The sequence below is a fragment of the Bacillus sp. LH1 genome (assembly GCF_057924895.1).
In genome coordinates this window covers 781,147-793,405 of the sequence record NZ_CM175007.1, presented here as the reverse complement: position 1 = coordinate 793,405, position 12,259 = coordinate 781,147, and the positions used below count along the sequence as shown (strand labels likewise).

The window sequence follows — 12,259 nt, the reverse complement described above, 5'->3', positions numbered from 1 at the left end:
TAAGCAATGAATACAATGAATAAAACAAAGACAGTCTCTCCATATTTTGCATTTATTTTATTGCATTCTCTCCAGATTGGTATAGGAATTCTCGGATATCAACGTGTAATTTTAAAAAACGCTGGTTATGATGCCTGGATTTCTCTTATTATTGCGGGAATTGCAACTCATATTGTGCTGTTTTGTATGTTAAAAATGCTTGAAAAAGACGGAGATTTAATTAGCATTCATACAACAACCTTTGGAAAATGGGTTGGCTCTATATTTTCTGTAATTTTCACTCTTTATTGCTTATTATTTTGCCTTACGGTTCTTCGTACGTATATGGAAGTGATACAAGTTTGGATTTTCCCTACCATTAAGTTATGGAAACTTACGCTTATGTTTTTATTAGTCACTTACTACATTATAAAAGGTGGCTTCCGTTCTGTGACAGGGATATGTTTTTGGGGTATTGTTCTTCCTATTTTCGTTGTATTCTTTTTAATCTATCCAATGAAATATGCTCATTTTCGTAATATTTTACCTATTTTTACACATTCACCTTTTGACATGCTTATATCTGCAAAACAATCCGCATTGGAATTTCTGGGGTTTGAAACAATTCTTATCTTTTATCCCTTTATTGAAAAAGGAAAATCTTTAAAGCGATGGGCCCATGCTGGAATTGCTTTTAGCACCTTAATTTATGTAGTTTTAGCTATCGTATCTTTTATGTATTACAGCGAGGGACAATTAAACCGTACTATTTGGCCTACTTTAACGATGTTAAAAATAATTAAAGTTCCTTTTATCCAGCGCTTTGAATATATTATTATTTTCGTTTGGTTTTTAATTATTTTACCAAACCTCTGCTTAACCATTTGGTCATCATGTCAAACGATGAAGCGTTCCTTTCATATTTCATTTAAATTTACATTACCGTTTTTTATTTTCATCATATTTTCAGCTTCTCTACTTTTCACAAACCGTGAAAGTATCAACACATTAAATACCGTACTATCTCAAGCGGGTTTATATATTGTATACGCTTATATCCCAATTTTATTTTTGTTTCATTCACTAAGATGGTACTTCAAAAATCGTTCAAAAAAAACTTCTCCCTAGGTGTCCCTTAGTCTGATACAATTTGATTAATACATTTATAAAGGGGACAAGCGAATGAAAAAGTATGTATTTTCTTTACTTGCAGTACTAAGCTTAATTCTTGCTGGATGCGGAAGTACTAGTACAAATGACCAAAAATCTTCTGAATCAAAAAAAGAAGAACATGACCACGCATCGCACACTCAGCAAGCTGACATTCAAGAGAAAACAAAAGGAGTCGACACACTTCCTACCTTCCTAGACAAGCTTGATCCACAAATGAAAGATATCTACACTGTCGCTGGACAAAATGCAGAACTATTAGATTGGATTCCATGCTATTGTGGTTGCGGTGAAAGTGTAGGACATAAAAATAATAAAAACTGCTTTATTCGTGAAATTAAAAAGAATGGTGAAGTTGTTTGGGACTCCCATGCAACGACTTGCGTCAATTGCCTAGAAATCGCAGTTGAATCTGCTTCCATGAAACAAAAAGGAAAATCAACGCTTGAAATTCGTAACTATATCGATAATAAATACAAAGAAGGCTATGGCAAACCAACACCTACGCCAATGCCAAAAGCTTAAAAAACGAGGAAACTCCTCGTTTTTTCTTTTCATTCACTTTTTTTCTTAACAAATTCTTTCAAGTGTATTTCCCCTTACTTATCACACACTATATATAACTCTCGGTAAGGAGGGTACACAGTGCAAACATATAACGACTATGATAAAGCTCTCTATTACACGTATTGCTGTAATTGGGATAAATTACTCGTTCTCATGGTTCAAACGAACGATCAATTATTTTCTAAACGTATTGAGCATTTTTTACACGCTTATCAATACAGTAAAGAACTTCCAGAAGTTGATAAACAATTGCAGCTCCTATTTCAATATATTGACCACGCATCCCAAAAGTCGCATGTAGAAGAAGTAGAACAAATTCAAATGTAAAATATAGCGCTATTCTCTTCCGGAGAATGGCGCTTTTTTAAAATGTTTATATCAATAAAAGTTTCTCCTTATAAAACTTTTATTGATAAACATATTTTTTCTTTCTTTTCCATACTACTTCATACTATAATTTAGTATGTAACTATTATAAGAGAGGTATAAAATATGGGACGAGAAAAAAAGCAAGAATATGCTTTACTTACCGCATGGGGAGCTTCTTTTATCGCTACACTAGGAAGTCTGTACTTTTCCGAAATCATGAAATTTGAGCCTTGTGTTCTTTGTTGGTATCAACGTATTTTTATGTATCCATTCGTTTTATGGCTTGGTATCGCTGTAGCAAAGAAAGATTATCGCATTGCAAGTTATTCTTTACCAATCGCAACTATTGGTGCTTGTATTTCTTTATATCACTATGCAATTCAAAAAGTCGCAGCATTTTCAGCTGCTGGGGCAGCTTGTGGACGTGTACCATGTACGGGAGAATACATAAACTGGTTCGGTTTTGTGACAATCCCGTTTTTAGCACTTATCGGCTTTATTACAATCGCTGTTTGTAGCTTTATTGTCATCAAAAACAAATAAGGAGATGAAAGAATGAAAAAAATGCTTATATTTGGTGGTATTATTATCGCCTTGTTTGCGGCAATTTTCGCTGTAACACAAATGGAAGAAAAAAACGCTTCAACTAGCCAAAAAATTGATAATGCTACTGGTAGTCAAACAGATGGTCCTGACTACTACACAAATAAAATTTCTCTTTCAGATCTTCAAAAGAACTTAAAAGAGAAAAAAGAAGAAACAGTATACTTTTATCAAACATCTTGCGTTCATTGCCAAAAATTATCTCCTGTCGTAGTGCCAATGGCTAAAGACTTGAACGTTGATATGAAAGTTATGGATATTGAAAAATTAGATGCTCCTTGGGATGAATATAAAATTCAAGGTACACCAACAATCATTCATTTTAAAGATGGCAAAGAAGTGAGCCGTATTAGCGGTGAACAGCCGAAAGACAAATTAAAAGAATGGCTTGAACAAACGAAAAAGTAATTAGAAAAGGAAACTCCTTCTACACATGAAATGGGCGTAAAATCCCACACTAATGTATAAGGAGGGGGTTTTATGCCAGAAGTAAGATGTTCTGTTTCCAACTGTTCTTTTTGGGGACAAGGTAACTTTTGTCAAGCAAGTGCGATCATCGTTCAGCCTGATGCAGATGAAACTGGTCAAACTGAAAATGATTCATATACAGCTGCTGTTTTAACAAACGAGACGCTAGAAAGTTCTGTAGCAACGAGTGTAGAGACTTGTTGTCATACATTTAAGCCTAGATATTAACAATTATTCCACCTCATATACGTGAGGTGGTCTTTTCTTTCCCTCTTCTTGTTTACGTCATCTCTAATTCTCCCTATAATAAAGTTAACATTTTTATGAATACGAAGGTGAAATACTATGGCTAAAACAATTGCAGATATCGCCAAATTGGCTGGAGTTGCAAAAAGCACAGTCTCTCGTTACTTAAACGGCGGATATGTAAGTGATAAAACAAAACTTAAAATCGAAGGTATTATTCAAGAAACAAATTTCTCTCCCAATACATTTGCTCAAAGTTTAAAAGCAAAAACAACAAATTTAATTGGTGTCATCATCCCCCGATTAGACTCCTTCGCTACAATGAAAACACTTATCGGGATCGATAAAACATTACAGGAAAATAACTATCAAATGCTTGTAGCAAATGCAAATCAAACAACCGGAACTGAAATACAAGCAATTGAAAACTTTATAAAACAAAAGGTAGCTGGCATTATTTTATTAACAAAAACATTGACGAATGAACATCAAAAAATTATGGCTAATTCAAACATCCCTATTTTATTCGTCGGGCAAGAATATAAAGATCAATATTGCCTCGTTCACGATGATTATGATGCAGCTTATGAGTTAGGGGCATACGTTTTATCGCAAGGCCATCGACATATTGCCTATTTAGGGATAGAAAAAGATGATATTTCTGTTGGAATAAATCGAAAAAATGGTTTTCAAAAAGCAATTGAAAATTTAGAACCGACTTGCAACGTTTCATATTACGAAACAACTTTCCGCATAGAAGATGCCATGAAACAAGTACAACATATTTTAGATAATAATTGCCCAACTCTTATCGTATGTGCTACAGATAACATCGCTCTTGGCGCAATGAAAGTCATTCACTCCCACTCTCTTTCTGTACCAGGTGATATTTCTGTAACAGGATTCGGTGGATATGATATTTCAGAAATGGTACACCCTAGTTTAACGACAATTGCGTTTGACTATGAGTATGCTGGAAAGCTTGCTGCCACTTCTCTTTCACAGCTTGTTGAAAACAAAACTATACCAAAAATATTACACTCCCGTTATACATTAAAAATCCAAGAAAGCGTTGACAAAATATAAAGGCGCTCTATAATAAAATTAAAACCGGTTCCACATTTTAAAAACAGGATTTTCAACATCATTTCCCTGTTTTTTATTTTAACTTATTGCGGAACCGGTTCCATAAAAGAGAATTTATAGTAAGGGGGAATTTTTATGGATATGAAACAAATTGCAACTCAAGTAATACAGAATATTGGTGGAAAGGAAAACATTGTTCGTGCCACACATTGTGCGACTCGCCTTCGTCTTATATTAAAGGATGATACGAAAATAAACGCTGCAGAAATCGAAAACATCGATGGAGTAAAAGGTGCTTTTGCAACGACCGAGCAATATCAAATTATTTTTGGAACTGGCATAGTAAACAAAGTATATGATGAATTCTCAAAACTAATTGGAATAGCCGAACTAGATTCTACAACATCAAACGATATACCTAAGAAAAAAATGAATCCTATCGCCCGCCTAGCAAAGACACTATCTAATATTTTTGTTCCAATTATTCCAGCTATCGTTGCAAGCGGTTTACTTATGGGTCTACTCGGAATGTTGAAAGCGTTTAAATTAGTTCCTGGAGATCACTCACTTATCCAATTACTTGATATGTTCTCAAGTGCAGCTTTCATCATTTTACCCATTTTAATTGGAGTTAGTGCCGCTAAAGAATTTGGTGGAAACATTTTCTTAGGTGCAGTTGTTGGTGGTATATTAACTCACCCAAGCTTAACAAATCCTTGGACTCTTTCAAATGCAAAACCCACAGTTTTACATTTCCTTGGTATGGATATTGATATGATTGGCTATCAAGGTACTGTTTTACCTATTTTATTATGTGTATATGTTATGAGTACAATTGAAAAAGAACTTCGAAAACGTGTTCCGAACTCTTTAGATTTATTAGTTACACCATTCTTAACAATTATTATAACTGGCTTTTTATCACTTATTATTATCGGACCAATTGGATATAAAATCGGTGACGGCATTACGTACCTTTTAAATACAATTTATCAATTTGCAGGGCCAGTAGCTGGACTTATATTCGGTGGGTTGTATTCAACAATTGTTCTTACTGGCTTACATCATAGCTTCCACGCTATTGAAGCGGGCTTACTCGCAAATAAAGATATCGGTGTCAATTTCTTACTCCCTATTTGGTCAATGGCGAACGTTGCACAGGGCGGTGCTACTTTAGCTGTCTATTTCAAAACCAAAAACAAAAAAACGAAAGAAATTGCAATTCCAGCAGCAGCTTCAGCATTTTTAGGAATTACAGAACCAGCTATTTTTGGTGTCAATTTAAAACTTGGTAAACCATTTATTGCAGCAGCTATTGGCGGCGCAATTGGAGGCGCTTACGTTGTTTGGATGCAAGTAGCGGCTAATGCATACGGTTTAACAGGTATTCCGATGCTTACAATTGTTGCACCTCTTGGCATGATGAACATGATTCACTATATAATTGGTTTCGCTATTGCAGTTATCACTGCTTTTGTTGCCACATTCATTTTATATAAAGAAAGTAAATAATAACGGGGTGAAAACCTATGTCAAAATATAAAACAATACTGCAATCTAATAAAGACGAATTACATTCTTTATATGAAATTGCAAACCAAGATTCATGGAAACCAATTTATCATATCCACCCACCATTTGGATTAATGAATGATCCTAACGGTGTATCATACTACAATGATGAATATCACGTTTTTTATCAGTGGTATCCATTTGGTCCCATTCATGGAATGAAGCATTGGGGGCATGTGAGGTCAAAAGACCTTATTAACTGGGAGCGTATGCCTGTAGCCATCATCCCTACTGAAAGCTATGAATCACACGGTGCATATTCTGGTAGTGCTATCGTAAAAGATGGCCTTCTTCATCTACTTTATACAGGGAATATAAAAAAGCCTGATGATTCCCGTGATGCAAAACAATGTATGGCAACAATGGATTCACAATATACGATGACGAAATATAGTAATAATCCTGTTATTGATATAATTCCTGACGGATATACAAAACATGTACGTGATCCAAAAGTCTGGAAACATAATGATATGTACTATATGTTACTCGGGGCCCAACGTGAAAATAAAACAGGAACTCTATTACTATACAAATCACAAGACCTATACAATTGGCATTTCCAAGGCGAGATTACAACAAACTTAAAAGAATTCGGATTTATGTGGGAATGCCCCGATTACTTCCAATTATCAGGGAAAGATGTACTTCTCTTTTCACCGCAAGGAATTGAAAAAGACGGAGAAAACTTTCACAATGTATACAATGTCGTTTATGCTATAGGCCATTTCGATATTAAAAATTTATATTTCCATGTTGATTCCTATTACGAAGCTGATAAAGGGTTCGATTTTTATGCCCCTCAAACTTTAGAAGACTCTACTAGTCGTCGCCTATTGTTTGCTTGGGCAGGATCAAGTGAAATCACATATCCTTCTGATGATTATATGTGGGCTCATTGCCTAACACTTCCACGTGAATTAACATTAGAAGATAACATCTTAAAACAAAAACCAGTTTCAGAATTAACAAAACTACGAACAACAAAAAAAGACATTTCAGGAGATATAACAGCCGGATTAAATGTATTATCAACGCTTGATGATGAAGACTCCTATGAATTAATTGTTACACTTAAAACAGAAGATGCAAAACGGTTTGGTCTTTCTCTCTTCCACAATGAGGAGGAATGTTTCCCCATTACATTTAATCGGGAACAAGGTACTATTTCTATAGACAGGGGCAACTTCTACCATCAATTTGGCGGAGAATATGGATTTGAACGCTGTAAAAAAATCGATATTCAAGATACGATAGAACTACAAATATTTGTAGATAAAAGCATCGTGGAAATTTTCTTATACGATGGTTCAACAGTCTTTACGTCCCGAGTTTTTCCTCGAAAAGACATGAAACATCATATCGCAATCTTTTCAGATGCAAAACTAAACTTTACCATCACACAATATAAGCTGAAAAGAGGGATTGTATGAGAAATGTCTTTTGTATAGGTGAACTATTAATTGATTTTGTGTGCCGAAATACTAATGTTTCTTTAGTAAACGGTTCAGATTTCGAAAAAAAAGCTGGTGGAGCACCCGCTAACGTTGCTGCTGCGATTACAAAATTAGGTGGACACGCTACATTTATGGGGCAAGTAGGAAACGACCCATTTGGTGAGTTTCTTGAACAAACTTTACAGCGTGCGCAAGTCGATACATCCATGCTCATAAAAGATAAACAAACAACACTTGCATTCGTATCCATCGATCAAGATGGCGAACGTGATTTTACTTTTATGCGTGGTGCAGATGGTGAATATCAATTCAATAGCATTGATTTATCAAAAATACAAACGAATGATTTAATACATTTCGGTTCAGCGACAGCTTTACTATCAAGCCCATTAAAAGAAACGTATTTTCAGTTGTTACAATATGCGAAAGATAAAGGCCATTTCATTTCTTTTGATCCAAATTATCGAAGTGCACTCATTACAAATACAGAACAATTCTCTCAAGATTGTCTAACCTTTATAAAACATGCACACTTCGTAAAAGTAAGTCAAGAGGAAGCTACTATGCTCTCTAAAGAGAGTGATTTACAACAAGCTGCACTCAAATTATTAAATTATGGCGCAAAAGTAGTAGCTATTACACTTGGAAAAGACGGTACCCTTCTTGCGACAAATGAAGGTCAAACTATTGTCTCTTCTATTTCCATTCAACAAGTCGATACAACTGGTGCTGGTGACGCTTTCGTTGGAGCAATGTTATATCAGATTGCCCAAAGTGAACATACACTTTCGTATCATTTCAAAGACTTAACAGCATTTATCTCCTTTGCAAATAAAGTAGGCGCTATCACATGTACAAATTACGGTGCAATTGCCTCTCTTCCATCATTAACAGATATAAAAGCATACGATTAATCGTATGCTTTTTTTACATTCCTCTCCAAAAATCATGCATAATAAAAAAGTACAAAATAACGAGAACGGCCGTCCCGCATAGGGTAATGCGCCGATATATACTCTTCTCTCCTTCCCTCGCTTTCACAAACGCCCAAATAAATCCGAAGAATAATATTAAATCAACATATGGAACATAAAAAGAAAAGACGAGAAACGCATATAAATACACGATAAATAAACAGGTCGTTACTAAGAAAACTTTAAACGCAAATTCACTTTTCATAATATAACCGCCCCCTATCTGTACTGTATTATATTCAGCAAAATACAATAGTTGCAGTTAAACTCCAAGTATAAATAAGCTACCGTCTATAATACGGTAGCCATTACGGAACATTGTATTTCCGTTTATATATATTACTTAAAATCGAAGAAGGAATTTGCTCGTAACGAACTTTCTCTCCTGTTTCATCTATAATATACGAATTGTTTCCTATATAATATATTCCATCTTTTCGTTTTGAGTACACTGGATATCTTTCATTTGGCAATACCGTTTTCACTTTCGTTAACTGTCCATTTGGTTCTTGCCAATATATATCCGCACGGTCTACTAGCGTAAGTACTCCAATTTGTTCTTCTTCTATTTTTCGACCATTCCAGCTCACAACGCGATAACCAAGCTTATTCGCTTCATATTCGGGGCTCGTATGAAAACGAGAAATGATTACTTTTGTTTGTAATTGTACTCGGTCATATAACCATTGTATATCCCTGTCATGCATACGAATACAGCCATTTGATTCCCTACTTCCAATCGTCCATTCCCGGTTCGTCCCGTGAATTGCATATTCATTCTTATCTAGTCCAAGCCACCTCGTACCAAGAGGGTTATTCGGTGCACCCCCAGGTATTTTTTTTCGATGGTATTCTTTATTTTTAAATTTAGTTATAATACAAAAATTACCTTCAGGCGTAGGTGTACGATCTCTTCCAGTCGTTACTGGAAATGTTTTTGTGTAATTTCCATTTTCAAAAAAAGACAACTGGTTCGTCGTAAGATTTACTAATATTAAATGATCTGTATTAGCAAAAGCACTAACCGGTAGGATGAAAAATAATAGTATGATGAAACATAACTTTTTCAGCTATATCCCCCCTAGCGCTCCCTATAATAAGTGGAATTAACATTACTTTGCTCTTATAAATGAAAACTATCCATTTACAATAACGCCCCCATTTACATGTATCATTTGCCCAGTAACATAGGATGAATCACCAGATGCTAAATATACGTATGCCGGCGCTAACTCATATGGTTGACCAGGCCGTTGCATCGGAACATTGCTCCCAAACTGAGAGACTTTCTTCTCATCAAAGCTCGATGGAATAAGCGGTGTCCAAATCGGGCCTGGTGCAACACCATTTACCCGAATCCCTTTTTGCACTAACGATTGAGAAAGTGATCTTGTAAAAGCTACGATTGCTCCTTTCGTTGCGGAATAATCAATTAACGTTTCATTTCCTTCATATGCAACGATAGATGCCGTATTTATAATGACATCCCCTTTCTTCAAATGAGAAAGGGCTGCTTTCGTAACGTGAAAATAAGAAAAAATATTAATACGAAATGTTTTTTCTAGCTGTTCTGCTGTAATATACTCTAGCCCTTGCTGCGGATATTGCTGTGCAACGTTATTCACTAAAATATTTAAACTACCTAACTGCCGGGCGGTTTCTTCCACAATATCTTTACAATGCTGTTCATTACTCAAATCCCCCGGCAACAATACACACTTTACACCTTCTTTTTCAACACGTTGTTTCGTCTCATTTGCATCTTCTTCCTCATCTAAATAAGCAATCGCAACATTTGCTCCCTCTTTTGCAAAAGCGATGGAAACTGCTCGTCCAATTCCGCTATCTCCTCCCGTAATTAACACATTCTTCCCTTTTAACTTTTCACTTCCTTTATAGTTTGCATCTTCAAACTGCGGAAGGGGGCTCATTAATGATTCAATACCTGGCTGCTTATTTTGATGTTGCGCAGGCATTGTTATAAAGTTTTTTTGCTGTGGCATAGCTGCTTTCAACTCCTTTTCCTTAGCATGTGCACAATAAAAAGCTGAAATTCACACATCGTTTTACGATTAATATTCGAATTTAAGACACAAAATATGAATTGTTATAAACTTTTTATGCAAAACTATTGCAAAATAGATAAAAAACGAATATTATATATAACTGTTGTGAAAATTATTCGTAAACAGAAAGGATGTTTATATGTTTAACCTTTCAAAACATAAAACTTCTATTAAAACTGAAATTATGGCAGGTATTATTACCTTCTTAACAATGGCATATATCATTGTCGTAAACCCTGTTATCCTTGGAGATGCAGGTGTTCCATTTGAACAAGCATTTACAGCAACAATTATCGCTGCTGTTGTCGGAACATTATTTATGGCAATCTTTACAAACTTACCAATCGCAATCGCGCCAGGTATGGGATTAAATGCTTACTTCTCTTACTCTGTTGTAAAAGCGCATGAAGGCATGACTTTCGCAATTGCATTCTCTGCTGTATTCGTAGCAGGTATGATTTTAATTTTGCTATCATTTACATCTTTCCGTACAAAATTAATGGAAGCAATTCCTGAAAACTTAAAACATGCAATTACTGCTGGTATCGGGCTATTTATCGCCTTTATCGGTTTACGTTTAACAGGTATCGTTACAAAAAATGATGCAAACTTAGTTGGACTTGGTGATCTTCACTCTGCTCCAGTACTACTAGCATTAGCTGGACTTGGAATTACAATTGTCCTTATGTCTTTAAATGTAAATGGCGCACTATTTATCGGGATGCTATTAACTGGTATTATCGCTTTCTTCACGGGACAATTATCATTCTCAAACGGTGTTACATCAATGCCTGGTTTACCAGAAGGAATTATCGTTTCAAATCCAATTACTGCTGTATCTGACGTAATTAACTACGGATTATACGGCGTTGTATTCTCATTCTTCCTTGTTACACTATTCGATACAACAGGTACATTACTTGGCGTTGCACAACAAGGTGGATTTATGAAAGACGGAAAGCTTCCAAAAGCAGGACGAGCTCTTCTATCTGACTCATTCTCAGCAACTATTGGTTCTATGTTCGGAACGACACCATCAACAGCTTACATTGAATCATCTGCTGGTGTTGCAGCTGGTGGTCGTACTGGTTTAACAACTGTTACAGTAGCGGTTCTATTCGCACTAGCAGCATTCTTCGGCCCATTAGTAAGTGCTGTTTCTGGTGTATCAGCTATTACTGCACCCTCATTAATTATCGTTGGTAGTCTTATGATGGGTTCAGTTCGCCACATCGATTGGGACGCATTTGATGAAGCATTCCCAGCATTCTTAGTAATCTTAAGCATGCCACTTACATCAAGTATCGCAACAGGTATCGCACTTGGATTTATTTCATACCCACTTATGAAAGTGGCAAAAGGTAAATTCCGTGCTGTTCACCCACTTGTATATGTATTTGGAATTTTGTTTGCTTATCAATTGATATTCTTACCACATTAAAATCCCTCTTCCTGAGGGATTTTTTTATAAATACTGTTTGACAATACCATTCGTTTGTGGAATAATTCAAAATAGTTAAATATCGGATGTCTTATCAAGAGCAGGTGGAGGGATGAGCCCTACGAAGCCCGGCAACCGACCCATTTATGGGCACGGTGCTAATTCTTACAACACATTGTGTTGAAAGATAAGAGTAATATGATAAGGCGTCTTTTCTATATGAAAAGGCGTTTTTTATTTTCACTCCCTCCTCTCTCTTTT

At 35.6% G+C, this 12,259-nt stretch carries 14 protein-coding genes and 1 riboswitch; of the genes, 11 read left to right on the top strand and 3 right to left on the bottom strand.

Annotated features, from left to right (window positions below):
- Positions 1-6: 6 nt before the first annotated feature.
- The 10 genes from ACX9TM_RS04090 (at position 7) to ACX9TM_RS04045 (ending at position 8,431) form a co-directional block, all read left to right on the top strand.
- Positions 7-1,107 (top strand): GerAB/ArcD/ProY family transporter, encoded by a 1,101-nt coding sequence (locus ACX9TM_RS04090; RefSeq protein ID WP_001095038.1) that lies wholly within the window; start codon positions 7-9, stop codon positions 1,105-1,107.
- 54 nt (positions 1,108-1,161) lie between these two features.
- A complete protein-coding gene (locus ACX9TM_RS04085; RefSeq protein ID WP_000761036.1) occupies positions 1,162-1,674 on the top strand; it encodes a PCYCGC domain-containing protein in 513 nt (170 codons plus the stop codon).
- Positions 1,675-1,794: 120 nt separating this feature from the next.
- Positions 1,795-2,043, top strand: coding sequence for a YhdB family protein (locus ACX9TM_RS04080; RefSeq protein WP_001195459.1), 249 nt, complete (start codon positions 1,795-1,797; stop codon positions 2,041-2,043).
- 165 nt (positions 2,044-2,208) lie between these two features.
- Complete coding sequence (locus ACX9TM_RS04075) at positions 2,209-2,628, top strand: disulfide formation protein C (protein ID WP_000532265.1); 420 nt, start codon at positions 2,209-2,211, stop codon at positions 2,626-2,628.
- Between the two features lie 12 nt (positions 2,629-2,640).
- Entirely contained in the window at positions 2,641-3,096 is a 456-nt protein-coding gene (locus ACX9TM_RS04070) for a thioredoxin family protein (protein WP_000738435.1), read from the top strand.
- A 72-nt stretch (positions 3,097-3,168) separates the two neighbouring features.
- Positions 3,169-3,384: a DUF1540 domain-containing protein gene (locus tag ACX9TM_RS04065; protein WP_001115482.1), complete on the top strand. Its 216-nt coding sequence runs from the start codon at positions 3,169-3,171 to the stop codon at positions 3,382-3,384.
- A 117-nt stretch (positions 3,385-3,501) separates the two neighbouring features.
- Positions 3,502-4,488 carry a LacI family DNA-binding transcriptional regulator gene (locus ACX9TM_RS04060; RefSeq protein ID WP_001140401.1) on the top strand — a complete coding sequence of 329 codons (987 nt, stop codon included), beginning with the start codon at positions 3,502-3,504 and terminating at the stop codon, positions 4,486-4,488.
- Between the two features lie 135 nt (positions 4,489-4,623).
- Positions 4,624-6,000 (top strand): sucrose-specific PTS transporter subunit IIBC, encoded by a 1,377-nt coding sequence (locus tag ACX9TM_RS04055; protein WP_000367320.1) that lies wholly within the window; start codon positions 4,624-4,626, stop codon positions 5,998-6,000.
- A 17-nt stretch (positions 6,001-6,017) separates the two neighbouring features.
- Entirely contained in the window at positions 6,018-7,493 is a 1,476-nt protein-coding gene (scrB, locus tag ACX9TM_RS04050; protein WP_000049750.1) for a beta-fructofuranosidase, read from the top strand.
- Complete coding sequence (locus ACX9TM_RS04045) at positions 7,490-8,431, top strand: carbohydrate kinase family protein (RefSeq protein ID WP_001246640.1); 942 nt, start codon at positions 7,490-7,492, stop codon at positions 8,429-8,431. Before scrB ends, ACX9TM_RS04045 begins: the two co-directional genes overlap by 4 nt.
- Before the next feature lie 13 nt (positions 8,432-8,444).
- On the opposite strand, the gene ACX9TM_RS04040 is transcribed toward ACX9TM_RS04045, so the two are convergent.
- From ACX9TM_RS04040 to ACX9TM_RS04030, 3 genes are all read right to left on the bottom strand, one after another.
- Entirely contained in the window at positions 8,445-8,696 is a 252-nt protein-coding gene (locus tag ACX9TM_RS04040) for a hypothetical protein (RefSeq protein ID WP_000834195.1), read from the bottom strand.
- A gap of 103 nt (positions 8,697-8,799) precedes the next feature.
- On the bottom strand, positions 8,800-9,561 hold the full coding sequence (locus tag ACX9TM_RS04035; RefSeq protein ID WP_025709928.1) for a L,D-transpeptidase: 762 nt from the start codon (positions 9,559-9,561) through the stop codon (positions 8,800-8,802).
- A gap of 66 nt (positions 9,562-9,627) precedes the next feature.
- Positions 9,628-10,494, bottom strand: a complete 867-nt coding sequence (locus ACX9TM_RS04030; protein ID WP_001136261.1) for an SDR family oxidoreductase — start codon at positions 10,492-10,494, stop codon at positions 9,628-9,630.
- Between the two features lie 202 nt (positions 10,495-10,696).
- On the opposite strand from ACX9TM_RS04030, the gene ACX9TM_RS04025 reads away from it, so the two are divergent.
- Positions 10,697-11,998: an NCS2 family permease gene (locus tag ACX9TM_RS04025; RefSeq protein WP_000482713.1), complete on the top strand. Its 1,302-nt coding sequence runs from the start codon at positions 10,697-10,699 to the stop codon at positions 11,996-11,998.
- 88 nt (positions 11,999-12,086) lie between these two features.
- Positions 12,087-12,192: riboswitch (SAM riboswitch) on the top strand.
- Positions 12,193-12,259: the final 67 nt, after the last annotated feature.

What these genes read in the sequence shown, in the direction of transcription:
- ACX9TM_RS04090 (WP_001095038.1), top strand. Translation starts at nt 7, where the DNA reads ATGAATACAATGAATAAAACAAAGACAGTCTCTCCATATTTTGCATTT.
- ACX9TM_RS04085 (WP_000761036.1), top strand. Translation starts at nt 1,162, where the DNA reads ATGAAAAAGTATGTATTTTCTTTACTTGCAGTACTAAGCTTAATTCTT.
- ACX9TM_RS04075 (WP_000532265.1), top strand. Translation starts at nt 2,209, where the DNA reads ATGGGACGAGAAAAAAAGCAAGAATATGCTTTACTTACCGCATGGGGA.
- ACX9TM_RS04070 (WP_000738435.1), top strand. Translation starts at nt 2,641, where the DNA reads ATGAAAAAAATGCTTATATTTGGTGGTATTATTATCGCCTTGTTTGCG.
- ACX9TM_RS04065 (WP_001115482.1), top strand. Translation starts at nt 3,169, where the DNA reads ATGCCAGAAGTAAGATGTTCTGTTTCCAACTGTTCTTTTTGGGGACAA.
- ACX9TM_RS04060 (WP_001140401.1), top strand. Translation starts at nt 3,502, where the DNA reads ATGGCTAAAACAATTGCAGATATCGCCAAATTGGCTGGAGTTGCAAAA.
- ACX9TM_RS04055 (WP_000367320.1), top strand. Translation starts at nt 4,624, where the DNA reads ATGGATATGAAACAAATTGCAACTCAAGTAATACAGAATATTGGTGGA.
- scrB (WP_000049750.1), top strand. Translation starts at nt 6,018, where the DNA reads ATGTCAAAATATAAAACAATACTGCAATCTAATAAAGACGAATTACAT.
- ACX9TM_RS04045 (WP_001246640.1), top strand. Translation starts at nt 7,490, where the DNA reads ATGAGAAATGTCTTTTGTATAGGTGAACTATTAATTGATTTTGTGTGC.
- ACX9TM_RS04040 (WP_000834195.1), bottom strand. Translation starts at nt 8,696, where the DNA reads ATGAAAAGTGAATTTGCGTTTAAAGTTTTCTTAGTAACGACCTGTTTA.
- ACX9TM_RS04030 (WP_001136261.1), bottom strand. Translation starts at nt 10,494, where the DNA reads ATGCCACAGCAAAAAAACTTTATAACAATGCCTGCGCAACATCAAAAT.
- ACX9TM_RS04025 (WP_000482713.1), top strand. Translation starts at nt 10,697, where the DNA reads ATGTTTAACCTTTCAAAACATAAAACTTCTATTAAAACTGAAATTATG.